The organism is Tabrizicola sp. (genome assembly GCF_041913445.1).
Taxonomy (GTDB): Bacteria; Pseudomonadota; Alphaproteobacteria; order Rhodobacterales; family Rhodobacteraceae; genus Tabrizicola.
The window spans coordinates 58,438-81,181 of the sequence record NZ_JAYSFG010000018.1; the positions used below are offsets into that span (position 1 = coordinate 58,438).

At 67.9% G+C, this 22,744-nt stretch carries 24 protein-coding genes and 1 pseudogene; 4 read left to right on the top strand and 21 right to left on the bottom strand.

Annotated elements, in window-relative coordinates; all coding sequences use genetic code 11:
• Window positions 1-94: 94 nt before the first annotated feature.
• The gene (locus ACE3Q6_RS17325; protein ID WP_137113081.1) at window positions 95-265 is read right to left on the bottom strand and encodes a DUF1674 domain-containing protein; all 171 of its coding nucleotides are present in this window, start codon (window positions 263-265) and stop codon (window positions 95-97) included.
• Between the two features lie 71 nt (window positions 266-336).
• Between ACE3Q6_RS17325 and ACE3Q6_RS17330 the strand changes: the two genes are divergently transcribed.
• On the top strand, window positions 337-1,569 hold the full coding sequence (locus tag ACE3Q6_RS17330) for an RsmB/NOP family class I SAM-dependent RNA methyltransferase (RefSeq protein WP_374435154.1): 1,233 nt from the start codon (window positions 337-339) through the stop codon (window positions 1,567-1,569).
• A 258-nt stretch (window positions 1,570-1,827) separates the two neighbouring features.
• Here ACE3Q6_RS17330 and ACE3Q6_RS17335 read toward each other — a convergent pair whose 3' ends face one another.
• From ACE3Q6_RS17335 to ACE3Q6_RS17410, 16 genes are all read right to left on the bottom strand, one after another.
• Entirely contained in the window at window positions 1,828-3,087 is a 1,260-nt protein-coding gene (locus ACE3Q6_RS17335) for a lytic murein transglycosylase (protein ID WP_374435156.1), read from the bottom strand.
• On the bottom strand, window positions 3,084-5,315 hold the full coding sequence (gene rnr / locus ACE3Q6_RS17340) for a ribonuclease R (RefSeq protein ID WP_374435159.1): 2,232 nt from the start codon (window positions 5,313-5,315) through the stop codon (window positions 3,084-3,086). The genes ACE3Q6_RS17335 and rnr overlap by 4 nt, the downstream gene beginning before the upstream one ends.
• Window positions 5,316-5,472: 157 nt before the next feature.
• On the bottom strand, window positions 5,473-5,889 hold the full coding sequence (locus tag ACE3Q6_RS17345; protein ID WP_374435161.1) for a GNAT family N-acetyltransferase: 417 nt from the start codon (window positions 5,887-5,889) through the stop codon (window positions 5,473-5,475).
• The gene (dapE, locus tag ACE3Q6_RS17350; protein WP_374435163.1) at window positions 5,886-7,037 is read right to left on the bottom strand and encodes a succinyl-diaminopimelate desuccinylase; all 1,152 of its coding nucleotides are present in this window, start codon (window positions 7,035-7,037) and stop codon (window positions 5,886-5,888) included. The genes ACE3Q6_RS17345 and dapE overlap by 4 nt, the downstream gene beginning before the upstream one ends.
• 83 nt (window positions 7,038-7,120) lie before the next feature.
• Entirely contained in the window at window positions 7,121-7,453 is a 333-nt protein-coding gene (locus ACE3Q6_RS17355) for a hypothetical protein (protein ID WP_374435166.1), read from the bottom strand.
• A gap of 267 nt (window positions 7,454-7,720) precedes the next feature.
• Window positions 7,721-9,697, bottom strand: a complete 1,977-nt coding sequence (locus ACE3Q6_RS17360) for an FAD-dependent oxidoreductase (protein WP_374435168.1) — start codon at window positions 9,695-9,697, stop codon at window positions 7,721-7,723.
• A 143-nt stretch (window positions 9,698-9,840) separates the two neighbouring features.
• Window positions 9,841-11,286: an aldehyde dehydrogenase family protein gene (locus ACE3Q6_RS17365; protein WP_374435170.1), complete on the bottom strand. Its 1,446-nt coding sequence runs from the start codon at window positions 11,284-11,286 to the stop codon at window positions 9,841-9,843.
• A gap of 149 nt (window positions 11,287-11,435) precedes the next feature.
• On the bottom strand, window positions 11,436-12,023 hold the full coding sequence (locus tag ACE3Q6_RS17370) for a GNAT family N-acetyltransferase (RefSeq protein ID WP_374435172.1): 588 nt from the start codon (window positions 12,021-12,023) through the stop codon (window positions 11,436-11,438).
• Window positions 12,014-12,880 (bottom strand): molybdopterin guanine dinucleotide synthesis, encoded by an 867-nt coding sequence (locus tag ACE3Q6_RS17375; RefSeq protein ID WP_374435175.1) that lies wholly within the window; start codon window positions 12,878-12,880, stop codon window positions 12,014-12,016. The genes ACE3Q6_RS17370 and ACE3Q6_RS17375 overlap by 10 nt, the downstream gene beginning before the upstream one ends.
• Complete coding sequence (mobB, locus tag ACE3Q6_RS17380; RefSeq protein WP_374435177.1) at window positions 12,873-13,364, bottom strand: molybdopterin-guanine dinucleotide biosynthesis protein B; 492 nt, start codon at window positions 13,362-13,364, stop codon at window positions 12,873-12,875. The genes ACE3Q6_RS17375 and mobB overlap by 8 nt, the downstream gene beginning before the upstream one ends.
• Window positions 13,361-13,951 carry a molybdenum cofactor guanylyltransferase MobA gene (mobA, locus tag ACE3Q6_RS17385; RefSeq protein WP_374435179.1) on the bottom strand — a complete coding sequence of 197 codons (591 nt, stop codon included), beginning with the start codon at window positions 13,949-13,951 and terminating at the stop codon, window positions 13,361-13,363. The genes mobB and mobA overlap by 4 nt, the downstream gene beginning before the upstream one ends.
• A 62-nt stretch (window positions 13,952-14,013) precedes the next feature.
• Window positions 14,014-14,622 (bottom strand): hypothetical protein, encoded by a 609-nt coding sequence (locus ACE3Q6_RS17390; RefSeq protein ID WP_374435182.1) that lies wholly within the window; start codon window positions 14,620-14,622, stop codon window positions 14,014-14,016.
• A 14-nt stretch (window positions 14,623-14,636) separates the two neighbouring features.
• Entirely contained in the window at window positions 14,637-14,786 is a 150-nt protein-coding gene (locus ACE3Q6_RS17395) for an aa3-type cytochrome c oxidase subunit IV (protein WP_374435184.1), read from the bottom strand.
• A 75-nt stretch (window positions 14,787-14,861) separates the two neighbouring features.
• Window positions 14,862-15,284, bottom strand: a complete 423-nt coding sequence (locus ACE3Q6_RS17400; protein ID WP_374435186.1) for a DUF6173 family protein — start codon at window positions 15,282-15,284, stop codon at window positions 14,862-14,864.
• Window positions 15,285-15,343: 59 nt separating this feature from the next.
• Window positions 15,344-16,519: a 23S rRNA (adenine(2503)-C(2))-methyltransferase RlmN gene (gene rlmN, locus ACE3Q6_RS17405; RefSeq protein WP_374435190.1), complete on the bottom strand. Its 1,176-nt coding sequence runs from the start codon at window positions 16,517-16,519 to the stop codon at window positions 15,344-15,346.
• Between the two features lie 122 nt (window positions 16,520-16,641).
• Window positions 16,642-17,172, bottom strand: a complete 531-nt coding sequence (locus ACE3Q6_RS17410) for an invasion associated locus B family protein (RefSeq protein WP_374435193.1) — start codon at window positions 17,170-17,172, stop codon at window positions 16,642-16,644.
• Between the two features lie 170 nt (window positions 17,173-17,342).
• Here ACE3Q6_RS17410 and ACE3Q6_RS17415 point away from each other — a divergent pair, with 170 nt between their 5' ends.
• Together ACE3Q6_RS17415 and ACE3Q6_RS17420 are read left to right on the top strand one after the other, a co-directional pair.
• On the top strand, window positions 17,343-18,350 hold the full coding sequence (locus tag ACE3Q6_RS17415; RefSeq protein WP_374435195.1) for an asparaginase: 1,008 nt from the start codon (window positions 17,343-17,345) through the stop codon (window positions 18,348-18,350).
• A gap of 30 nt (window positions 18,351-18,380) precedes the next feature.
• A complete protein-coding gene (locus ACE3Q6_RS17420; protein ID WP_374435198.1) occupies window positions 18,381-18,725 on the top strand; it encodes a DUF2794 domain-containing protein in 345 nt (114 codons plus the stop codon).
• 16 nt (window positions 18,726-18,741) lie between these two features.
• Here the strand turns inward: ACE3Q6_RS17420 and ACE3Q6_RS17425 are convergent, their stop codons facing one another.
• The 3 genes from ACE3Q6_RS17425 to ACE3Q6_RS17435 form a co-directional block, all read right to left on the bottom strand.
• On the bottom strand, window positions 18,742-19,557 hold the full coding sequence (locus ACE3Q6_RS17425; RefSeq protein ID WP_374435200.1) for an NlpC/P60 family protein: 816 nt from the start codon (window positions 19,555-19,557) through the stop codon (window positions 18,742-18,744).
• A gap of 53 nt (window positions 19,558-19,610) precedes the next feature.
• Window positions 19,611-21,011, bottom strand: coding sequence for a M17 family metallopeptidase (locus ACE3Q6_RS17430; protein WP_374435202.1), 1,401 nt, complete (start codon window positions 21,009-21,011; stop codon window positions 19,611-19,613).
• Between the two features lie 185 nt (window positions 21,012-21,196).
• Window positions 21,197-21,577, bottom strand: a complete 381-nt coding sequence (locus ACE3Q6_RS17435; protein ID WP_374435205.1) for a hypothetical protein — start codon at window positions 21,575-21,577, stop codon at window positions 21,197-21,199.
• Window positions 21,578-21,727: 150 nt separating this feature from the next.
• Between ACE3Q6_RS17435 and ACE3Q6_RS17440 the strand changes: the two genes are divergently transcribed.
• Window positions 21,728-22,378, top strand: coding sequence for a carbonic anhydrase (locus ACE3Q6_RS17440; protein WP_374435208.1), 651 nt, complete (start codon window positions 21,728-21,730; stop codon window positions 22,376-22,378).
• A gap of 52 nt (window positions 22,379-22,430) precedes the next feature.
• Here ACE3Q6_RS17440 and ACE3Q6_RS17445 read toward each other — a convergent pair.
• Window positions 22,431-22,744, bottom strand: a pseudogene (locus tag ACE3Q6_RS17445) (carbon monoxide dehydrogenase); the annotation flags it as partial.

Consider the following 22,744-nt stretch of genomic DNA (forward strand, 5'->3'; position numbering starts at 1 on the left):
GCCCGCGACCAAGTCTTTGTTCAAAAGAGGAAATCGGAAAATGTCCACCGTGGACAAGTCCGACGGATAGACGAAGTCCAACGGGGAGTGACCGTCAGAAATCGACCGCCAGCCCCTTCTTCTCCCAGTCCCCGTAGCGGACCGGCTCGGGTCCATCCCGGCCCCCCAGCTCCTTCGGCAGCGGCTCCTTCAAGGCCGCCGCCTTCCGCCGTTCCTCGGCCTCGGCCAGCGCCCGCTTTGCCGCGGGGGGCAGATCGTCGTCCATGACAGACCCTTTCCTTGTGTGGCCCTCCCTCCTGATATAACCCCGCCGCCAGCACCAGCAAGAGGACGGACATGGCCGAAGGGGTCACCGCACGCGCCACCGCAGTCGCAATCCTGGACGGCGTCCTCGGCGAAGGCCGGATGCTGTCCGACTTCTCGGGCGAAGGCCTTGCCCCCGCCGACCGCGCCCGCGCGCTCCGTCTGGCCGAGACGACCCTCCGCCACCTCGAACCGGCGGACAGACTGCTGGAGAAACACCTCCGAAAGTCCCCACCCCTGACGGTCCGCAACACCCTCCGTCTCGCCGTGACCGAACTCAGCCAAGGCACCCCCGCCCACGGCACCGTCAACGCGGCAGTCGAGATCACCCGCCAGGGCGGCAAGCGCACCGCCCACCTCACCGGCCTCGTCAACGCCGTCCTCCGCGCGCTGCCCGAGCCCCTCACCCTCCCGGTCCAGAAACTCCCCCGCTGGCTCCGCCAACCCCTCGTCCACACCTACGGCCGCGACATCACCACCGCCATCGAGGCCGTCCATTCCCAGGAGCCGCCCCTCGACCTCACCCTCCGCAACGGCTTCCCGCATCCCGAGGGCGATCTCCTCCCCACCGGCAGCCTCCGCCTCCGCGCCCCCGGGCAGCTTTCCACCCTGCCGGGCTACGCCGAGGGCGGCTGGTGGGTCCAGGACGCCGCCGCCGCCCTCCCGGCAGAACTCCTGCAACCGCAACCCGGCGAGCGCATCCTCGACCTCTGCGCCGCCCCCGGCGGCAAGACCCTGCAACTCGCCGCCGCCGGGGCCCAGGTCTCCGCCCTCGACATCTCCGCCCCCCGCCTTGCCCGCCTGCAGGCCAACCTCGCCCGCACCGGCCTCACCGCCACCCTCGTCACCGCTGACGCGCTCCACTGGCAGCCCGAGGCACCGTTCGACGCCATCCTCCTCGACGCCCCCTGTTCCGCCACCGGGACCATCCGCCGCCACCCCGACTTGCCGTTCGTGAAGGACGGCTCCGAACTCCCCTCCCTCACCACGCTCCAGTCGCAACTCATCGACCGCGCCCTCACCTGGCTGAAACCCGGCGGTCGCCTCGTCTTCTCCACCTGCTCGCTGCTCCCCGAGGAAGGCGAGGCCCAGCTCGTCGCCACCCTGCAACGCCGTCCGGCGCTCACCGTCGAACGCCCAGACCTCCCCGGCATCGACCCAGAGTGGTACACCCCCGAAGGCGCCCTCCGCCTCCGCCCCGACCACTGGGCCGACAGGGGCGGGATGGACGGCTTCTTCATGGTCAGGCTGCGCAAGAAGGGCTGACAAAGTCGCTTTGCCTGCCTTTCACATTTGCACAAATATCCTGGGGGTTTGGGGGTGAAACCCCCATCCGCCGAGGAGGAGGGCGCAAGCCCCGACGACGAGACAAGACCTCTTCGCGCGTCAGCGCTCAATTCAAAAGCCGCCCCGCATCTGAAGGACCGGGACCTGCCCAACACGGCCGGACCTGAAGAACCCCCTGACGCCCACGGCCAGGCCCTTGAGTCAAAAGAACCGACAGTCCCTGTCCACCGTGGACAGCTACCGCAGCGCTTCCAGCACCTCGAGGCTCGGATACCCGTCCGGCACCATGCCCCGCGCCTTCTGGAAGGCCTTCACCGCCGCCACCGTCTTGGGCCCCATCCGCCCGTCGACCCCACCCGCATCGAACCCCGCGCGGGTCAGCCGGTCCTGCAACTCCCGCCGCTCCTCCAGCGTCAGCGCCCGCAGCTCCCGCGGCCAGCCAGACTGGATCGACGGCCCCCCGCGCAGCCGGTCGGACAGCGAGCCGATCGCCACCACATAGGCATCCGCCGTGTTGTACTTCTCTATCACCTGGAAGTTCGGCCAGATCAGGAAGGCCGCGCCCCGATGCCCGCCGGGAAGCAGGATCGATCCCGGCCCATGATCCGGCAGGTCTGCGCCCGTCACCGTCCTGACCCCCATCGCCTGCCAGTCGGCCACGGGCTTCACCACCCGTTCCGTCGTCTGGTCATAGTCGAATCCGTTCGGCAGGCGCACCTCCACCCCCCAGGGCTGCCCCTTGGTCCAGCCCCAGTGCCGCAGGTAGTTCGCCGTGGACGCCAGCGCGTCCCCCGGATCGTCTCCCCAGAGGTTCCGCTTCCCGTCCCCGTCGAAGTCGACCGCGAACTTCTCCCAGCTCGAGGGCATGAACTGCGTATGCCCGGACGCCCCCGCCCAAGAACCGGCGAACCGCTCCACATGCCCGCCCTCGACGATTTTTAGCGCCGCGATCAGCTCCGCCTCAAAGAAGGCCCCGCGCCGCCCCTCGTAGGCGAGCGTCGCGAGCGACCCCAGCACCGGCAGGTCGCCGCGGTAGGTGCCATAGGCGCTCTCCAGCCCCCAGACCGCCGCCACGACCTCCTTCTCGACCCCGTACTCCGCCTCGATCCGGTCCAGCAGGTCCCGGTTCTTCTCGATGGCCTTCAGCCCCAGCGCCACCCGGTCCTCGGACACGGCAGTATCCAGGTAATCCCAGATCGTCTTGGTGAACTCGTTCTGGTTCCGGTCGCGCTCCACGACCTTCGCGCTGAACTCCACCCCGCGCATCGCCGCGTCAAACGTCGCGGCCGAGACCCCTGCCTCCAGCGCGCGCGGCCGGAAGCCCTGCACCCAGGCATCCAGCCCGGCCTGAGACCCCATCACATCCTCCACCCCCGCCGCCGGATCAGGCAGGATCGTCTGCGCCATCGCCAGGCCGGGCACCCCGCCGATGCCAAGCGCCACCAAAATCCTTCGAAGGATTTCGCAAAACTTTTCGAAAAGTTTTGCTCCCCTCATCGCCGCTTGCGCACCAGCCGCCGCTTTGTCGCCGCCTGCGCCGGTTTCCGGGGACTGTACTTCCCCCCCTTCCGACGCGGTGGCCGCACTGTCGCACCCTCGACCGACAACAGGTCCAGGATCAGCCCGCCCGTCACCGGCACCGCTTCGGCCAGCCGCACCATGACCCGCTGCCCGATCCCGAGGACCAACCCGGTCTCGGACCCCATCAGCGTCTGGCTGCCCTCGTCATAGTTGAAATACTCCCGCCCCAGCGCCCGCACCGGGATCAGCCCGTCGGCCCCCGTCTCGTCCAGCCGCACGAAGACCCCGAACCGCTGCACGCCCGATACCCGACCGGCGAACTCTGCCCCGACCCGGTCGGCCAGATAGGCCGCCAGATACCGGTCATTGGTATCCCGCTCCGCCGCCATGCTGCGCCGCTCGGCCTCGGAGATGAGCTTACCCGTCTCCTCCAGGTTCTCCTCGTCCCATTTCGACAGCCCGTCCTTCCCCCAGCCATGCGCCGAGATCAGCGCGCGGTGGACGATCAGGTCGGAATAGCGCCGGATGGGCGAGGTGAAATGGGCGTAGTTCTGCAAAGCGAGCCCGAAGTGGCCGAAGTTCTCCGGGTGGTAATAGGCCTGGGTCATCGACCGCAGGGTCGAGAGGTTGATCAGCTCGTCGAACTCCGTCCCCTGCGCCTGGGACAGAAGGCGGTTCAGATGCTTCGTCTGCAAGACCTGCCCCTTGGCCAGCGTCATCCCCGCGCCCTCGGCCACCTCGCGCAGGCCTTCCAGCTTCAGGGGCGAGGGCTCCTCATGCACCCGGAACAGCAAGGGCCGCTTCAGCCGGATCAACTCCTCAGCCGCCGCGACGTTGGCGAGGATCATGAACTCCTCGATCAGCTTGTGCGCGTCCAGCCGTTCCTTGAAGGCCACCGAGACGACCTTGCCCTCGGCGTCGAGTTCGATCTTCCGCTCCGGCAGCTCCAGGTCCAGGGGCTGCCGTACCTCGCGGGCCCGCTTCAGGGCGGCATAGGCGGCGTAGAGCGGTTTCAGGATCGGCTCGACCAGCGGGGCGGTCTTCTCGTCCGGGTTGCCATCCACCGCCGCCTGCACCTGGGCATAGTGCAAGGACCCCTTCGACCGCATCATCCCCCGGACAAAGCGATGGCCACGCTTGTGGCCGCCCGCGTCGATCACCATCCGAACGGCCAAACAAGCCCGGTCGACGCCCTCGTGCAGGGAACAGAGGTCGCCCGACAGGATGTCCGGAAGCATCGGCACGACGCGGTCGGGGAAATAGGTGGAGTTGCCGCGCTTGCGCGCCTCGCGGTCCAGGGCCGAGCCCGGAGTCACGTAATGCGCCACGTCGGCGATGGCGACCCAGACGATGAACCCGCCCACGTTGCCAAGGTCGGTATCCGCCTCGGCGTAGACGGCGTCGTCGCGGTCACGGGCGTCGATGGGGTCGATGGTCAAGAGCGGCAGGTTGCGCAGGTCCTCGCGGCCCGCCATGCCCACCGGCTCGGCCCGGTCCGCCTCGGCGATCACGGCGTCGGGAAAGGTGTCCGGGATGCCATGCTGGTGGATGGCGATGAGGCTCGCCGCACGCGGACCGGCCGGGTCACCCAGCCGGGCGATAACCTGGGCGGCTGGCAGGCCAAGCTTGCGCCCGCCCACGGCCTCGGCCTCGACCAATTCGCCGTCCTTGGCGCCCATCGTCATGTCCGCCGAGACGCGCCATTCCTTGTCGTCGCCCTTTTCGATCGGGACGATCCGCCCGCCCTGGCTGCCGATGCGGAAGACCCCCAGTACCTTGCGCGGGTTTGACCCCAGCCGCCGGATCAGCCGCGCCTCGTAGGCATAGTCGTCGAGGTCCACCTTCGCCAACCGCGCAAGGATACGGTCCCCGCCCCCAAGGGCCGGGTCGCCCTTCTTCGGGATGATCAGGATCCGGGGGCTGTCGTCGACCCCTTCCTCCAGCGGCCGCGCGTAAAGATCCCCGTTCGCGTCGGGCGGCAGCACCTGCAGCACCGCCACCGGGGGCAACACGCCGGGCTCACGGAAGCGGCGGGCGGACTTCTCGACCACCCCCTCGTCCTCCAGCTCGCGCAGAAGCCGCTTCAGCTCGATCCGGGCGTCGCCCTTGATGCCGAAGGCCTTGGCGATGTCGCGCTTGGCCGCAAGGCCGGGGTTGTCGGAAATCCACTGGCGGATTTCATCCTTGGAGGGCAAAGGTTTCATGCGCCAAGAGGTAACACGCCGGGACGGGCAAGACTACCCGCGCAGCCCTTTCACCTGGCAGGAAATATCCCCGCCGGAGGCACCCCGAGGAGGAGGCGAAGCCCGACGACGAGACAAAAGGCTTGCGCCGCAAGGCGCTCAATTCAATCGCCGCAGGTCAGAGAGCGCGACGCATGTGGCGGTGGGGGATGCCGGCGTCGTCGAATTCCTCGCCTTCGACCGCGAACCCCAGCTTCTCGTAGAACCCCGTCGCGTGGCTCTGCGAGCCGAGATAGGCCTCGCGCACCCCCGGCTGGTCGCGCAGCACCTCCAGCGCCTTCCGGATCAGCGCCGCGCCAAGGCCCGTCCCTCGCGCCTCAGGCAGCACGCAGACCCGGCCGATCTTGCCGACCGGGCCTTTCAGCAAGAGCCGTGCCGTGCCGACCGGAGCTTCGCCGTCGAAAGCCAGCAAATGGATCGCCTGGCCGTCCAGCCCGTCGACCTCATCGGCCTCGCTGACGCCCTGTTCCTCGATGAACACCACTCGGCGGAGGCGCTGGCAGGTGGCGATGTCCGTCGTGACCTCGATCCTCACGCGAAATAGTCCCGCAGGATACGGCCGTAGATTGCCTTCAGCTGGTCGATCTGCTCGACCGCCACCCGTTCGTCGACCTGGTGCATGGTCTTGCCGACCAGGCCGAATTCCACCACCGGGCAATGCTCTTTGACGAAGCGCGCATCCGACGTCCCGCCCGAGGTCGAGGCCACCGGCTTCCGGCCCGTCTCGGCCTCGACCGCCTTGGCGACCAGCGCCGACAGCTCGCCCGGCGGGGTCAGGAAGGCCTCGCCCGAGACGCTGATCTTCAGCGCGATCTCTGTCCCCGTTGCCTCGGCCACCGCCGCCGCCTCGGACCGCAGCCAGGACGACAGCGTGTCCCCGGAATGGGTGTCGTTGAAGCGTATGTTGATGCGCGCCGTCGCGCGTGCGGGGATCACGTTGCCCGCGGGGTTGCCGCAGTCGATGGTGGTGATCGCCAGGGTCGAGGGGTCGAAGTGCTGGGTGCCCCGATCCAGCGGTTCGGCCTCCAACTTGCCCAAGAGCTTGACCATGGCGGAAAGCGGGTTCTTCGCCCGGTGCGGATAGGCGGAATGGCCCTGCACGCCCTCGACCGTGATGTCGCAGGTCAACGAGCCCCGGCGGCCGATCTTCATCATCTCGCCCATCTCGTGCGGGCAGGTGGGTTCGCCGACCAGGCAGTGCGTCATCCGCTCGCCGTTGAAGGCCATCCAGTCCAGGATCGCGACGGTCCCGTCCTTGCCTTCGCCTTCCTCGTCCCCGGTGATGGCGATGATCACCGCCCCATCGGGTGGTGTCTCGCGCACGAAATCCACCGCGGCCGCCACGAAAGCCGCCACGCCCGACTTCATGTCGCAGGCCCCCCGGCCATACATGAACCCGTCGCGGATCTCGGCCCCGAACGGGTCGAACCGCCAGGCCTCGGCATCGCCTACGGGAACCACGTCCGTGTGGCCGTTGAACCCGAAGGCCCGGTTCGCCCCCTGCTTGCCCCAGCGGGCGTAGAGGTTGGCAATGCCGCCCCGGTCCACCCGGGTGCAGGTGAAGCCCGCCTTGGACAGGAGGCCCTCCAACAGCGCGATCGCTCCGCCTTCGGCTGGGGTGACCGAGGGGCAGCGGATCAGCTTGGCGGTCAATTCCACCGGGTCTACAGGCTCGAAGGGCATCGTCGGGTCCAGATTGGGGCGCGCATGATCCGTAACCGCTTGGGCGCGGCCCTGCAACCGCAAGGCGTTCGGCGGCGGGGATGTCAGTCGAAGAAAGGAGTGATCTCTGCGACGATCACGGAGTTCTCGCGCAGCGCGCGTTCCATCAGGAACTGCTCTTCCTGGTCGATCTCGTCGCCCGATTTCATCCGCTCTTCCAGCGTACCGAGGCCCTGCACTTCCAGCGGAGCCATCTCCGCCTCCTTCAGGATCGCCACCGTCTCGCGCACCGCCTCGGCCTCGTCGACGCCGGAGGCATAGCAGAGCAGAGCGGCGCCGGTGGCCCTGGGGGGAAGGCCGTCGCCCTCTTTCCGGCCGACCTCGACGATCAGCGAATAGACCTGCTGCGGGCGTTTCGGTTTGGGATCGTCGGTCATCTCGTCTCTCCGGAAGGACAGGGCAGGGATAGCGCAGCGCGACGCCCCGCGCCAGCCGTCAGGGCGCGCGCGTGAAGGTCACCCTCTGGACCTCGCGGTCGCCGATGTCGACGTCGATCACGACGATTGGCCCGCTTACACCCATGCCGGTGCGCCTGCCGGCCCGCCCGTCAGGTCCAGCGCCGCGCCATCGAGCGGGCCGGACGGGCTGGGCCTGACCTGAACATCGGACAGCAGCCGGTCAATCCACGCCGCGCGCGGCGCAGCTCAGATCCCCAAGGCCACCTTCCGCCCCTCGTGGAACGCATAGGCCGCGAGCCGGGGCGCCGCGCAGTCCCCCACCCGGTGCATTACCTTCCCCGGGATCACCTCCGGCAGCACATCGAACGCCCGGTTCGTCGTCGCCATCACCAGACCCGAGGCCGCGATCACCTCCTCCTCCCCCGTCAGGAAGGACCGCACCGTCACCCCATTGCCGTGCCACCGCACCAGCCGATGCTCTGCCAGCATCCGCACGCCAAGCGACCCCAACCGCCGCCGCACCACCCCGTCCGCCGCGGTCCGCGCCAGTTCCTTCCCCACGAAGGCCTCCGGCGTCACGATCGTCACCTTCTTGCCTTGCTCGGCCAAAGCCCAGGCCGTCCCGACCCCCCGCCAGTTCGACCCCTCGTCATAGACCACCACCGCGTCCCCCAGCCGCGCCTCCCGCCGCAGGACCGCCTCCGGGGACCAGACGCCCCCCGCCTCGATCCCCGGCAGCGAAGGCTGCGACGGGACCCAGCGCTGGAACCCGGTCTCGTCCGGTAGGGACCCCGTGGCCACCACGACCACCGAGGCTGGATGCGCCGCCACCTCATCAGCGTCGAGGAACGTGTTCAGCCGCAGCCGCACACCCAGCTTGTCGAACTGCCGCTCGTACCAGTCCATCAGCTCCAGGATTTGCCCCCGCCGCGGCTGCATCCCGGCCAGGCGGAACTGCCCGCCGACGACCGGGGCGGCCTCGACGATCTCCACCCGATGCCCCCTCTCCGCCGCGACCCGAGCCGCCTCCAGCCCCGCGGGCCCCGCGCCGACCACCAGCACATCCTTCGGCTCGGCCGCAGGAACAAACCGATCCCCGCCCCATTCGAACTCCCGCCCCGCGCTGGGATTGATCAGACAGGAAATCCAGTAATCCCGCGACCGCCTGCCCCAGCACATCTGGTTGCAGCTGATGCACCCCCGCACATCCTGAGGTCGCCCCTCCGCCACCTTCCGCGCCAGGTGCGGGTCGGCGATCTGGCCGCGCACGATGCTCACCAGGTCGGCGAGGCCCGAGGCGATGATCGCCTCACCATTCTCCGGCGTCCTGACCCCGGCCTCGGAGGTTACGACGGCATGCTTCAGCTCCCGCTTCAGGACCTGCGTCAAAGGCGTCGTCAGCTTCTCGCCATGCGTGAAGGGCGGGATGATCGACTCGAACTCCAGATACGACCCGGCCCCCACCGTCACGTAATCCACGTGGCCACTGCGGTCATGCAGCGCCAGGATCTCGGTCAGCGCCTCGGCTCCCAAAGTCACCTCGTAGGCCTCGGAATAACTCACCGCGAGCCCCACGACGAAGTCCTCCCCACAGGCCCGCCGCACCCTCTCGATCAGCTCGCGCGAGAACCGCGTCCGCCCCTCCAGCGAGCCACCCCACTGGTCCGTCCGCTGGTTCGACCAGGGCGTCCAGAACTGGTCCAGAAGAGAGTGATAGGCCGCCCAGACCTCCACCCCCTGGAACCCCGCCGCCTTGGCCCGCACCGCCGCCGCGACGTGGGCCTCCAGCAGCTCCTCGACCTCCGCCCCCGTCATCGCGTGCGAGCCGTCCGAGTCATGGTAGGACGGCCCGCCCGAGGGCGACCAATGCGGCGCGAAGCTCAGGTCGGAATCGCCATGCGCGCCGATGTGGTAAAGCTGCTGGATGATGACCGCGCCCGCGTCCTTCACCTCGTCGGTGATCTTGCGGAAAGCGGGGATCACCGCGTCGTCGGAATGCAGGAAGTTGCCCCGGGTCAGCACCCCGGTCCGGTGCACCGGCACAGGTTCCGCCACCACCATCGCGGCGCCGCCCAAGGCCCGCTCCAGCAGGTACTTCCCGAACCGAGGCCCCGGCATCCCCTGGTCAGACATGTTCGCAGTATGCGCGCCGAAGACGATGCGGTTGCGCAAGGTGTGGTCGCGCAGCTTCAGGGGGGACATCAGGCGGGGATGCTGGGTCATGGCGGCCTCCATTCGCCGCCATGTCAGCCAATCTCGACACTTGTGTCAAGTTTTCCTAGCCTATGCCCGGTTGCTCCGGAATTTTCAAAAATTCCGGATCGGAGCCTTCAAAGGCTCCGTCACGATTTCTTTGAAGAAATCGGTTACTCCGCCGCCACGTCCCAGCCCGAGATCGCCTTGACCTCCAGGAACTCCTCGATCCCCCAGACGCCACCTTCCCGCGCCCGGCCCGAGGCCTTGACCCCGCCAAAGGGCGCGCCCGCACCACGAGACTTCCCGTTCATCTCCACCATCCCGGCCCGCAGCTGACGCGCAAGCCGGTTCCGCCGCGCGCCGTCCTGCGACTGGACGTAGTTCGTCAGCCCGTAGGGCGTGTCGTTGGCGATCCGCACCGCTTCCTCTTCGCTGTCGAAGGGGATCATGCACAATACCGGCCCGAAGATTTCCTCGCGCTCGATGGTCATGCCCGGCTTCACGTCGGCAAAGATCGTCGGCCGCACGTAGTAACCCTTGTTCATCCCCTCCGGCAGCCCGAGGCCCCCCGCCACCAGCCGCGCGCCCTCGTCAATGCCCTTCTGGATATAGCCCTGGATCTGGTCCCACTGGCGCTTGTTCACCACCGGCCCGATATGCTTGCCCGGCTGGCTGGCGGGGCCGACCTTGATCCCGTTTGCCACCTCGGCCGCGATCTCCACCGCGCGGTCATAGTAGCTCCGCTCCACCAGCATCCGCGACGGCGCGTTGCAGGACTGGCCCGAGTTGTTCATCATGTGCCGCACGCCACGCTCCACCGCGCGGGCATCGGCATCGGCGAAGACCAGGTTCGCGCCCTTGCCGCCAAGCTCCAGCGTGACCCGCTTCAGCGTTTCTGCCGCGGCCTTGCTGATCGCCCGTCCGGCGCGCGTGCTGCCGGTAAAGCTGATCATCTCGACATCCGGGTGGCTGGAGAGCCGCGTCCCGACCCCCGCGCCGTCGCCGTTCACCAGGTTGAACACGCCTGGCGGCACGCCTGCATCATGGCAGAACTCGGCGAACAGCATGGACGACAGCGGCGACTCCTCCGACGGTTTCAGCACACAAGTGCAACCCGCCAGCAGCGCCGGGATGACCTTCAGAGTCACCTGGTTCATCGGCCAGTTCCAGGGCGTGATGAGGCCGACGACGCCGATGGGTTCCAGCGCGATCATCGTGTCCGGGGCATGGGGACCCAGGGGCCGGATCCACTCCATATGGTCAAAGGCCTTGAGGAAGTTCTTCAGGTGCCACGGAAGGCATTCCGCTTGGTCATTGCGGGCCATGTCGATGGGCGCGCCCATCTCCACGCTGATCGCCTGCGCCATCTCTTCCTTGCGGCGGTTGTACTGCTCCAGGATGCCTTCCACCAACCGACGCCGCACTGCCGGGGACGTGGCCGCCCAGCCCGGAAACGCCGCCTTCGCCGCCGCAACGGCCCGGTCGGTATCCGCCTCCGATCCCAGCGAGATCACCGCGCAGACCTCTTCGGTCGAGGGGTCGATCACGTTGCAGTCCTTCGGGATCAGCGGGGCGACCCATTTCCCGTCGATGTAGAACTCGCGCTTGGTGATCATGGAAGGCCTCCGGAGGGATGAATTTGATCATATTCTGACAGGTGCGGGCCGGGGCCACAAGGGCAGGGGGCAAAGCTTGCCAAATCCCTAACGCCCGCGACTAACCGATTGATTTTCAACCAACCGCAAATCTGTCCACCGTGGACAGCTCAGTCCAGCGACCGCACCATGGTGGTCGAGGACGCGAATCCGAACAGGAACCGGAGGACGCCCAGATCTTCGGTCCGGATCGCCCGGAACCCCTGCCTCTCATACAGCGCCCGGGCCCGCCAGTTGTCCTGGATCACGTCGAGCCGCACCGCCCCATACCCTCGCTCCGCCGCCTCCTGATAGAGCGCGGACAGGAGCCGCGACCCCACCCCCTGGCCCCGATGCGCCTTCGAAACGCAGATCCCGTCGATCAGGAAGCGGTCGTTGTCGACCTCCCGCCCCAGGGCCCAGAGGATGCCCCCCCGCCACCGCCCGCCGACCCGCCCGTAGACCTCGGTCAGGTCGTCCCAGGTCCCCCCCGCGAAGCTCCCCGCCGGGGTCTTGTAGCCGGCGAGCCCGATCAGCTCCCCCCCGTCCCCCACGGCGGAAAAACACAGGTCCCCCCGGATCACCCGTTCGAAAAACCGGAGCGCCCGGTCGTCCGGCCCGAGGACCCGCCCCAGCTTCCCCCCGAACGCCTCCCAATAGAGCCGCGCCGCCTGGGGGCGGAGCTGGTCGTGGAGGCCGCGGAAGATGGTCACGGCCATGTCAGCGCCTCGGCCAGTAGGGGGGCGTGGTGGGCGCCTAGGATCCAGCCTTCCTCGGCGGCCTCGGGCGGCGCTTCAAGGAGGGGGGCCAAGCGGTCGGCTTGGGCAAGCCGGAAAAGCGACCGGGACAGAAGCCGGACCTGGGCCTGGTCGGCCGTGAGACCGTGGCTGTTTGCCAGGATCGCCACGGGACCGGCGAGGAGAGAGGGGTAGACCTCGGCCAGGATGACGGGCGCGTCGGGGGCGGCGAAAGGCCAGACTGCGACATCGGGGCGCTGCGAAAGCCGGTGGATCATCGGCAGACCGAGGAGGCTTTGCGAGCCGACGGAGCCCGGGTTGAACAGCATCCAGGGGGATTTCGCGCGGGGAACGGCGGCCTCGGCAGCGCGGGTTTCGGAGAGGCCGAGGGCCGCGTAGTCGATCCCGGCCCGGCGGAAGGGGAGGCCGGGCCAGCTTTGCCCCGTCGGATGGCTCCAGAACGGGCCGGGGCCTTCGGGGAAGGCGGCGTTGATCCGGGTGGCGACTTCGAAGCGGTTGTTGCGGTTGTCGATGTCGGTGATCGCCGCGGCCAGCCAGCGCCAGACGGCGCGGGCGGAAGCCTCGCCAGTCAGACGGGCGGCGAAGCCCGTGGGATAGCCCATGGCAAAGTCGAAGCCGATCAGGAGCCGCTGGCCGGAGGCACGGGCCGTGTCTATCAGGTTGACCAGCTGGCCCTCGGCGGAGGCCCTTGTCCGGTGGTGCCATTCCGCCCCGCCCTCGGCGTCGTGGCAGCCGATCCAGACGGCGTTCGCCCGGTTGGTCGGGCTGGTGGGCAGGTTGGCCGCCGACCAGTCGACCACGATCACCCGGTCAAACAAGCCCCACCTCGCGCAGGATGAAGTCGGCCACCGCCCGCGTGTCGTTCAGGTCCAGCACCGGGACGGGCAGCGTCAGCGCCGCATCCGTCGCCACGGCCCGCACCAGGGGGTCGCCCGGCTGGATCAGGGGGTGGCCGGTCTCCTCGCGCCAGACCTCGACCTTGGGGTGGGCGTCTCGCTTGTAGCCTTCGACCAGGATCAGGTCGACGGGGGCCATGCGCGCCAGCACGGCGGGCAGTTCGGGCTCGGGCCCCCGGTGTTCGACCATGATCGCCAGCCGGTCGGCGGATGCCAGCACGACCTCCCGAGCCCCGGCGGCGCGGTGGCGGTAGGTGTCCTTCCCCGGTTGGTCCAGGTCGACGGTGTGGTGGACGTGCTTCACCGTGGACACGGAGAACCCGCGACCAGTGATCTCACTCACCAGGCGCTCCATCAGACTGGTCTTGCCGGAGTTCTTCCAGCCGATGACGCCATAGACTCTCATGCGGCACCTTTCAGAAGCGCCTCGGCATCGGCGAGGTCCTCGGGCGTGTTCAGGTTCAGGAAGGCGCGCGGGTCGGGGAACTGCGCGCGGGCGGCTTGGTGGGCGGCGGTGAAGCGGGTGACCTTGGCGTGACCCTCGGCCAGGTAAGCCGCCAGGGCAGGGGCCAGAGCTATGGGCCACAGCGCCGTCGCGGGATGGTCGCCAGTGGCATCGGATGCGAAGGCCAAACCTTCGGGTGAGCCTTCGGCGGCAAGCAGAAGCTGAGGCACCAGGTCACCGGGCAGGAACGGCGTGTCGACGGGGGTGGAGACCACGTGGGTCGCGCCCATCGCTGCGGCGGTCGTCAGGGCGGAAAGGACGCCAGAAAGCGGCCCCTGCGGCGCGGCATCGGCGACGACCGGGCAGCCGAGTTCGGCAAACCGCGCCGGATCGCCGTTGGCCGAGATCAGGACGCGGTCCACCTGCGGTTCAAGCCGGTCGAAGACATGCGCGATCAGCGGGCGACCCGCCAGGGCGACTGACGCCTTGTCGACGCCGCCCATCCGCCGGCCCTCTCCGCCTGCAAGGATCACCCCGAAGATGCGCAAATCACATGCCTTTCCCGTCGCGGGGCAAGCCTACCGCAACGGGCGGGGGGTTCAAGGGAGGCTCACGGCAGCGGCGTGCCGTCGTGCTGCACGAGAAGGACGCCGTGGTTGTTGTCGTCGTCATCGTCGGTGATGACGCGGGTGGTGACGCCCGGAAGCTCACCAAAGGCCTTGGACAGCCGCTTTGGGTAGAAGGTCTGCGGCAGGCTTTCGAACCCCGGCACTCCCCGCAGGATCGACGAGGTCGCCTGGGTGCACATCGCTTTGGGCACCGCGCCATAGGCCTTGGCCCGGGCGATGACCAGTTCGGCCACCTCGGGCGAGACATAGACCTTCTGCTCGATCGTGTCGTAGGTGATGCGGGTGTGGTAGTCGATGTAGAAGGCCAGCGCCTTGTCGTTCATGCCGAAATGGACATCGTTCCGTTCCGGCAGCTTGGGGTGGTACCAGGTCCCGGCGGGGTCGAAGATCAGCCGCTCGGATCCGTTCACCAGGATCGCCGAATGCGCGCCGGAGCCGGTGCGCTTGTTCACGACGGTGTAGAGCGTGATGTAGGTCGGCGGCCCCTCGACGAAGCGGACGGCGTCCACCTGTTCCTGCGGCGCCCATTTCGGCTCGGCCCCGCAAGCTGCGAGGCCAAGGAGTGCGATCAGGGCGAGGAGAAGGCGCATCCGGCCGGTCCCGGTCAGGCGTTGACCAGGCCCATGAAGACCAGGACCAGGACGATGATCACCGTTGCCCAGACCGTCATGCGGATGAAGCCCGCGAAGGTCTTTTCCTGCGCGCGGATGTCCATCGAGCCGTGGACGTGTTCGGACTGGTTGTGGTCGGCCATCTTGGTTCCCCATTTATCGCTGTTTGGAAAAGCCCATAGCCGATTCACCCGGGCCTGTCACGGGGGCGCGGTGTCTCATCCCGCCGAGCCGTCGCCGGAATCGCCGCCGATCCAGCCGGGAGTCAGGTGAAAGCCTATGCGGCGCGGCGGCTCTTCCTCGGCCAGTTTCGCCACCGCGCGCAGGGTCACCGACAGCTGGCTGACGTGCTGGATGAGCTGGGTCTTCGCCCCGTCCTCGTCGCGGCCGTAGAAGGTGATGATGTCGGGCTCGAAGAAGCCCAGCCCTTCGATGCGCAGGACCCCGGTCTCATCCGAGGCGAAGCCCATCGCGATTTCCTGTTCGGCGTCGAGCCCGGCCTCGAAGTTGCGGATGTACATGACCAGCCGGTCATGCGCCCATTCTGCGGGACTCTTCGGGCGGTCGACGGGCTTCTTCACCGGCGGCTTCTTGGCAGCGGGTTTCTTCGCGGCAGGGGTCTTGGCGGCGGCCTTGGCCATCGGGGCATCCTTCTTCCGGGCGACCGACCTGACCGCAAAAGCACCCGTCCCGCAAGGGGTCAGGCGAGCCCGGCCTCGGCCTCGATCTGGGCCTTCGACTTCCGCGCGCGTTCCGTGGCGGATTTCAGCTGCCCGCAGGCGGCCATGATGTCCTCGCCCCGCGGCGTGCGGATAGGCGAGGCATAACCGGCCTTGTAGATGATATCGGCGAAGGTGTGGATCCGGTTCCCCGACGACCGCTTGTAGGGCGCGCCCGGCCATTCGTTGAAGGGGATCAGGTTCACCTTGGCCGGGATGCCCTCCAGCAGCTTCACCAGTCGGTGCGCGTCTTCCTTGGTGTCGTTCACTCCGTCGAGCATCACGTATTCGAAGGTGATCCGTTCAGAGTTCGACAGGCCGGGATAGGCTTTCAGCGCCTCCAGCAGCGTGGCGATGTTCCAGCGCTTGTTGATCGGGACCAGCACGTCGCGGACCTCGTCGGTGGTGGCGTGGAAGCTGATCGCCAGCTGGCAGCCGATTTCCGTGGCGGTGCGGGCGATTTCCGGCACCACGCCGGACGTGGACAGCGTGATCCGGCGGCGGCCCAGGGCGATGCCTTCGCCGTCCATCACGATGTTCATCGCGTCCCGGACGTTTTCAAAGTTGTACAAGGGCTCGCCCATCCCCATCAGCACGATGTTGGAGATGAGGCGCACCTCTTCCTTCGGCGCGCCGGGGACGGGCCATTCGTCCAGGTCGTCGCGGGCCATCATCACCTGGCCGACGATTTCGGCGGCCGTCAGGTTGCGGACCAGCTTCTGCGTGCCGGTGTGGCAGAAGGAGCAGGTCAGCGTGCAGCCGACCTGGGACGAGATGCAGAGCGTCCCGCGGTCGGTCTCGGGGATGTAGACCACCTCGACCTCATGCCCGCCGGCGATGCGGACGAGGTACTTGCGGGTGCCATCGGCGCTGATCTGGCGGGTGACGACCTCGGGGATCTCGATGGTGAAGTTCTCGGCCAGCAGCGCGCGGTAGTCCTTGGCGAGGTTGGTCATCAGCGCAAACTCGCGGACCCCCCAGTGGTAGACCCACTGCCAGACCTGGCCCACGCGCATCTTGGCCTGCTTCTCGGGCGTGCCGGCGGCGATCAGCGCATCGCGCAGGGCGGCCCGGGTGAGGCCCACGATATTTGTCTTGTCCGCAGCGGGCAGCTTGCGGGGAATCGTCAGCACGTCTTGCGTGATAGGTGCGCTCATGGGCGGCAGATCCTTGAGTGGAGCCTTGCGACAGGCGATCTGGATGTCGGGCGGATATAGGCGCGCCCGCGCCAAAAGAAAAGCGCCCCACGAAGGGGGCGCCCGTCATTCTGAGGGTTCGCTTACTGGCAGCGCTTTTCGGCGTCTTCCATCGCGGCGGTGAACCCGCGGAGCGAGAAGGTGTCCTGGGTCTGCGTCCCCTTGCCCGACCGTGCGGTCAGGGTCGCGCTTGTCCCGGCCTTCAGCGCGGCCAGAAGCTTCGCGTCATCCTCGGCACTGCCCGGCCACGCCCATTCGCCATCGGTGAACAGCTGGAAAGGGTTGCCGTCGACGCTGACTTCCACGGTCGAGCCACCCGCGAAGGGGTAACCGCCGGTAAAGCTGATCTCGCCCGGTTTGCCGGGACGGAAGGTAACGAACAGAAGGATGTCGCCGCGCCGCACCGAGACAGGCTGGCCGTCACGGGTGTTCACGGTTTCCTTCGGCTTCGAGACGCCCCAGCATTCTTTCGGGCTTTCCTCGGTGAAGACGTTCCAGTCCGTCATCGTGGCGACCCGGTTGGTCGATTCCTGAGCATGAACGGGGGCCTGGGCAGCGGCCCCGGCAAGCGTGATCGCGGCAACCGCAAGCGTGCGACCGAAAAGGGAAGTCATGTCTGACGCAGCCTCCAAGCTGTCTTGGTTTCTTGCCACGCGCCTCGCCCCTGTGCAGGCCTTTTGACTGGCGCGCCGCCGTTCTACCCGATATTTCAGCCATAATCAAAAGCCCTTGGGCGCGAAAGCCCCGTGGGCGACAATTCGCGCACATGTGACGGAGACCCAAGATGGCGACAGTGAACGACGGCGCGGTGCCGCTGATGGAGGTCTGGCGCGGCGGTCTTCTGGAATGCGTCCACGAAGGCCACGCGGTGATCTGTGACGCCAAGGGCGTGGTCGCGGCCTGGGGCAATCCCGACGCGGTGATCTACCCGCGCTCATCGGCCAAGATGCTGCAGGCCCTTCCTCTGATCGAGACCGGGGCGGCCGACGCGCGCGGTCTTAGCCAGGCGCATCTCGCGCTCGCCTGCGCCAGTCACCGGGGCGCGCATGTCCATGTCGACATGGCCGGGCGCTGGATCGCGGACCTTGGTCTTTCGGAAGCCGACCTGCGCTGCGGTGCGCATGAACCGGGCGACCTGACCGAGCGGGACCGGCTGATCCGGGCGGGCGAGAAGCCCTGCCAGCTGCACAACAACTGTTCGGGCAAGCATTCGGGTTTCCTGACGGTGACGCAGCACCTGAAGGCCGGGCCGGAATACATCGAGATCGACCATCCGCTGCAGAAGGCGATCCGCGCCGCGACCGAAGAGGTCACGGAGGAGACTGTCGCGGGCTGGGGCGTCGACGGATGCTCCGCCCCGAATTTCGCGATGTCGGTGGGCGCGCTGGCCCGCGGTATGGCCAAGTTCGCCACGGCGCGCGAAGGCCACGGGGCGCGCGAGGATGCGATGGTGCGCCTTTCCCGGGCGATGGCGGCGCATCCGCACCTGATTTCGGGCGAGGGGCAGGCCTGCACCGAGCTGATGCGGGCGATGGACGGCCGCGTCGCGATCAAGGGCGGGGCCGAGGCGGTCTATGTGGCCATCGTGCCGGAAAAGGGCTTGGGCATCGCGCTGAAGGTCGTGGATGGCGGCTATCGCGCGTCCGAGGCGGCCGTGGCGGCACTTCTGGCGAAAGTGGGCGTTCTGGACCCCGCGCATCCGGCGGCGGTGAAGCGGATGGCAGGCGTCCAGAAGAACTGGCGCGGGATGGAAACCGGCTTCTACCGGCTCGCCCCGGGCTTTCCGGGTTGATTTTGGGGGGGAGGCGGGTAAGCTTCAGGGATGAACGCCGAAGCGCCGATCCCGTTTCCGCAGTCCAGCCACATCCCGGATGAGGTCAGTTTCGACCGCAAGGAGCTGGGTCAGATCCTGCGCGTCTATGGCCGGATGGTCGCGGCCGGGGAATGGCGCGACTATGCCATTGCCGCCATGCGCGACCTTGCCGTTTTCGCGATCTTCCGCCGGACGGCCGAGACCCCCCTCTACCGCATCGAGAAGCGGCCAAAGCTGCGGGCGCGGCAGGGGCTTTACGCCGTCGTCGGCATGGACGGCCGCGTTCTGCGGCGGGGCCATGACCTGGACCAGGTGCTGAAGGTCCTGGAGAAGCGTCTGATCGGCCCCGTCTGATCGACGGGCCAGCGCCCTACAACCGTTGCCGCGCCAGGACCAGACCGCCCCCGCCGGCCGAAATGCGCGCGACGCAGTCCTTGATCCCCTCGTAGGCCACGGACATCGTGTAGCCGTTGGCATGGATCAGCCGGTCACGGTCCACGACCATCGCAACGTGACCCTTCCAGAACAAGAGGTCGCCGCGTTTCATCGCCTCGTTCGGGGCGAGAAGCCGCCCAAGCGCCATCTGCATGTCGCTGTCGCCGGGACAGGCCCGCCCGCAGGCGTGCATCGACAATTGCACCAGGCCCGAGCAGTCCAGCCCGAAGCGCGAGTTTCCGCCCCAGAGATAGGGCGTCCCAAGCAGGCTTTCCGCCACCGTCACCGGATCCTCGGCCCAGTCGCCCAACGGCCGGAGGTGGCGCATGGGCACATAGCCGTGCGGCGTGTTCACCCAGGCCCCCCAGGACCCAACCACCGCCAGCCGCGAGCCGAGGCTGAGCCCCGCCTTTTCCGGTGCCTGGACCTGCGGTTCGGAATAGAGATGCGTGCCGGGTGCTGCGACCCAATGCGTGGGCGTTGGGCCCTGGCCCAGGTCAGCCTCGGCCATCCAGCCGCAATAGCCGTCCTTGGCGGACATCACGAAGACCTGGCCCTTGTCGCGGTCGATCACCGTCACCGCTTCGCCCAGGAGAAGCTGGCGATCCCGCGCGCCGCCTGGGCTGGCTCTCAGATTGGCCACGGGCACGATGACCTGGGCCTGCAGGCCCTCGGTCAGCGGGGCGTTCACCACGCCTTTCAGCGACACATGTGCCACCCGTCCAGAATAGGGGGTCAGCCGTCTATCCATGCCGTGCTCCTATACTCGTCCCCACCCATCCCCATCGCTACGGGGCCGTTCCATCAGAGCGCCAGGAATGCGCCCATGCCTTCCAGCAATGCCCGCGCACCCTGTCCGACCCCGCCCTTCGGTCGCGCAGGCTGGTCGCTGGGCGTATGGCCGTAGATGTCGAAGTGCACATAGCGCGGGCCTTCGACGAAGCGACGCAGGAACAGCGCCGCGGTGATCGATCCTGCAAAGCCGTAGCCTGGAGCATTGTCCAGATCGGCGATCCCTGGCTCGATCACGCTTTCATAGGCGTCATGGAACGGCAGCCGCCAGACCGGGTCAAACCCTGACCGAGCCCCGGCCTCCAGGGCCTGGGCCAGCGCTTCGTCGTCGGTGTAATAGGGCGCGAGATCCGGACCCACCGCGACCCGCGCCGCACCGGTCAGCGTCGCCATGCTGACCAGCACATCGGGCGCGTCCTCGCAGGCATAGGCGAGCGCATCGCCCAGGATCAACCGGCCCTCGGCGTCAGTGTCGTTGACCTCGACCGTCAGGCCCTTGCGGCTGGTCAGGATGTCCTTCGGCTTCAGCGCATTGCCCGCGACCAGGTTCTCGACCGCGGGGACCAGCACGCGCAACTGCACCTTCAGGTCCAGCGCCATGATCATGCGGGCCAGACCCATGACCGTGGCCGCCCCGCCCATGTCCTTCTTCATGAGGTTCATGCCACTGGAGGGCTTCAGGTTCAGCCCGCCCGTGTCGAAGCAGACCCCCTTGCCCACCAGGGTCAGCTTCGGCCCCATCTTCCCCCAGCGCAACCCCATCAGGCGTGGCGTGCGTGGGCTGGCGCGTCCGACGGCGTGGATCATCGGAAAATTCTGCGCCAGCAGATCGTCGCCCCGGATCACCTCGGTCGTGGCCCCGAACTCCTGTGCCAGCGCGAGGAAGGCGGCTTCCAGTTCCGCTGGCCCCATGTCCTCGGCCGGGGTGTTGATCAGGTCCCGGGTCAGCGCCTCGCCCTCGGCCATCGCGATCAGCCGCGCCGCATCGACGCCGTCGGGGCAGACCAGGCGGGGCAGGGCGGAGGCCTTCTTCTTCGGGCGGTAGCGGTCGAAGCGGTAGCCCGACAAGAGCCAGGCAAGCGCCGCCTCGACCCGTTCTGCCGGATCAAGCTGGCCCTCCAGCCGCCAGTCGCCCTGGGGCAGGCCGGCGACGGCCTTGGCCAGGCCGAAGCGCTGACGCCGGCGGGCCTGGGCAGAGCCGTAGCCTGCCACCGCGCCGGCCACCCCACCGTCCGCACCGGGCAGAAGCCGCACCTCGCCCAGAGACGCCTCGAAGCCCGTCGCGGTCAGCCAGTCCGCCCAGCCCCGGCCCGGTCCCTCGACAAACGCTGCCAGGTCCTCGGGCCGGAGGACGTGAAGCGGACGGGCTGCGGGCGAGGGGTCGGCGAAGGCGAAGGTGTTGGCGCGGGTCATGGATCGATCATGCTGGGGTTCACCGCTCCAGTTGCCGGATTATTGCGCGCGAGTTCAAGCCCTTCGCGAAATTTGCTGCCGTTCGGCAAGAATTCCCCCTTTCCGCACCGCGTGCGTTGGGCAGCCGGGGATTGCACACGACCCATCCGCTGCAAGCAGGAATTGTGCGCCGGGCCTGTCTGGGCCTAGAAGGTCTGGTCCATCAGGCTGACTTCGGCAGTGAGAGACCGTTCCGCGACCCGCATCAGCCGGGCCCAGACTGCCGAAAAGGCGGTCCCGTCCGCCCGTTCAAGGCAGATCTTCGCGTCGCCTGCCACCGTGGCCAGCGTCAAGAGCCCAAGGTCGGCCGCCATGCGCCCCAGCCGCGCCAGCTGGCGGGACAGGTCCTTCAGGTCCTGGCCGCGGACCTTCTCGGCGATGCCGGCCATGGTGATGGCAAGTTCGCCAAGCGCGCGAGTCACCATCTGCTCGGCCACCGGAGCCCCAAGATTGCGGTAGATCACCGCGATCGCCTCGACATCCTGACGCACGACCTCTCGCGGTCGCAAGGCGGCTATTTCGCCCATCTCGAACACCCAAATTCGTTCACACCCGCGGCCAGATTGGACCGTCTTGCTGAACAATTGGTTGCCCGAGGCACAGGCAAGGGGGAATTTGCCCCTCGAATTTTCCGCAAATGCGGCATAGGCAGGGGGTGTGATGAAGGACCGAAGATCATGACCACCCACATCCGTCCGCTTCCCACCTACCTGGTGCAGCGCTTTCACGGCTGGCGCGCCACGACCTACCAGGACAACCGGGCCTGGTATCGCCGTCTAGCCGAAAGCGGTCAGCATCCGCGCGCGATGGTGATTTCGTGCTGCGACAGCCGGGTGCACGTGACCAGTATCTTCGGCGCGGACGAGGGTGAGTTCTTCATTCACCGCAACGTCGCGAACCTGGTGCCGCCCTACAACCCGGACGGCGAATACCACGGGACCTCGGCGGCGGTGGAATATGCGGTCACCGGGCTGGGGGTGGCGCATATCGTGGTGCTGGGCCATTCGAACTGCGGCGGCGTCAAGGGCTGCCACGACATGTGCCGCGGCCATGCCCCGCATCTGGAGGAGAAGACCAGTTTCGTGGGCCGCTGGATGGACATCCTGCGCCCGGGCTTCCAGAAGGTCTCGAACCTGCCCGACGACCAGATCCTGCCCGCGCTGGAAAAGCAGGCGGTGCTGACCAGCCTCGAGAACCTCTTGACCTTCCCCTTCGTGAAATCCGCGGTCGAGGACGACCGACTGACCCTGCACGGGCTTTGGACCGATACGGGCGAGGGGGGGCTTGAGAACTACGATCCGGCCCGGGGGGGCTTCTTCCCCGTCTGAATGGAAAAGGCCCGGCAGATCGCTCTGCCGGGCCTTTTCCTTGTAGTCGGCCTTAGCCCGCAGCCGTGACCGCGCGGCCGGTCAGCACCTTGACCAGATTCGCCCGATAGGCGGCGGACCCGTGCAGGTCGCTGATCATCCCGCCCGCGTCGACCGTAAGCCCGGAAATCGCCGAAGCCGAGAAGTTGGCCGAAAGCGCGGCTTCGGCTTCCTTCCAGCGGAAGACCCCGTCGTTGCCCGCGCCGGTGACCGCGACCCGGACCCCGTTCGCGAACTTCGCGACGAAGACCCCGGTCAGGGCAAAGCGGCTGGCGGGCTGGTTGAACTTCACGTAGGCCGCGCTCGAGGGGATCGGGAAGACGACAG

What these genes read in the sequence shown, in the direction of transcription:
- ACE3Q6_RS17325 (WP_137113081.1), bottom strand. Translation starts at nt 265, where the DNA reads ATGGACGACGATCTGCCCCCCGCGGCAAAGCGGGCGCTGGCCGAGGCC.
- ACE3Q6_RS17330 (WP_374435154.1), top strand. Translation starts at nt 337, where the DNA reads ATGGCCGAAGGGGTCACCGCACGCGCCACCGCAGTCGCAATCCTGGAC.
- ACE3Q6_RS17335 (WP_374435156.1), bottom strand. Translation starts at nt 3,087, where the DNA reads ATGAGGGGAGCAAAACTTTTCGAAAAGTTTTGCGAAATCCTTCGAAGG.
- rnr (WP_374435159.1), bottom strand. Translation starts at nt 5,315, where the DNA reads ATGAAACCTTTGCCCTCCAAGGATGAAATCCGCCAGTGGATTTCCGAC.
- dapE (WP_374435163.1), bottom strand. Translation starts at nt 7,037, where the DNA reads ATGCCCTTCGAGCCTGTAGACCCGGTGGAATTGACCGCCAAGCTGATC.
- ACE3Q6_RS17355 (WP_374435166.1), bottom strand. Translation starts at nt 7,453, where the DNA reads ATGACCGACGATCCCAAACCGAAACGCCCGCAGCAGGTCTATTCGCTG.
- ACE3Q6_RS17360 (WP_374435168.1), bottom strand. Translation starts at nt 9,697, where the DNA reads ATGACCCAGCATCCCCGCCTGATGTCCCCCCTGAAGCTGCGCGACCAC.
- ACE3Q6_RS17365 (WP_374435170.1), bottom strand. Translation starts at nt 11,286, where the DNA reads ATGATCACCAAGCGCGAGTTCTACATCGACGGGAAATGGGTCGCCCCG.
- ACE3Q6_RS17370 (WP_374435172.1), bottom strand. Translation starts at nt 12,023, where the DNA reads ATGGCCGTGACCATCTTCCGCGGCCTCCACGACCAGCTCCGCCCCCAG.
- mobB (WP_374435177.1), bottom strand. Translation starts at nt 13,364, where the DNA reads ATGAGAGTCTATGGCGTCATCGGCTGGAAGAACTCCGGCAAGACCAGT.
- ACE3Q6_RS17390 (WP_374435182.1), bottom strand. Translation starts at nt 14,622, where the DNA reads ATGCGCCTTCTCCTCGCCCTGATCGCACTCCTTGGCCTCGCAGCTTGC.
- ACE3Q6_RS17395 (WP_374435184.1), bottom strand. Translation starts at nt 14,786, where the DNA reads ATGGCCGACCACAACCAGTCCGAACACGTCCACGGCTCGATGGACATC.
- ACE3Q6_RS17400 (WP_374435186.1), bottom strand. Translation starts at nt 15,284, where the DNA reads ATGGCCAAGGCCGCCGCCAAGACCCCTGCCGCGAAGAAACCCGCTGCC.
- rlmN (WP_374435190.1), bottom strand. Translation starts at nt 16,519, where the DNA reads ATGAGCGCACCTATCACGCAAGACGTGCTGACGATTCCCCGCAAGCTG.
- ACE3Q6_RS17410 (WP_374435193.1), bottom strand. Translation starts at nt 17,172, where the DNA reads ATGACTTCCCTTTTCGGTCGCACGCTTGCGGTTGCCGCGATCACGCTT.
- ACE3Q6_RS17415 (WP_374435195.1), top strand. Translation starts at nt 17,343, where the DNA reads ATGGCGACAGTGAACGACGGCGCGGTGCCGCTGATGGAGGTCTGGCGC.
- ACE3Q6_RS17420 (WP_374435198.1), top strand. Translation starts at nt 18,381, where the DNA reads ATGAACGCCGAAGCGCCGATCCCGTTTCCGCAGTCCAGCCACATCCCG.
- ACE3Q6_RS17425 (WP_374435200.1), bottom strand. Translation starts at nt 19,557, where the DNA reads ATGGATAGACGGCTGACCCCCTATTCTGGACGGGTGGCACATGTGTCG.
- ACE3Q6_RS17430 (WP_374435202.1), bottom strand. Translation starts at nt 21,011, where the DNA reads ATGACCCGCGCCAACACCTTCGCCTTCGCCGACCCCTCGCCCGCAGCC.
- ACE3Q6_RS17435 (WP_374435205.1), bottom strand. Translation starts at nt 21,577, where the DNA reads ATGGGCGAAATAGCCGCCTTGCGACCGCGAGAGGTCGTGCGTCAGGAT.
- ACE3Q6_RS17440 (WP_374435208.1), top strand. Translation starts at nt 21,728, where the DNA reads ATGACCACCCACATCCGTCCGCTTCCCACCTACCTGGTGCAGCGCTTT.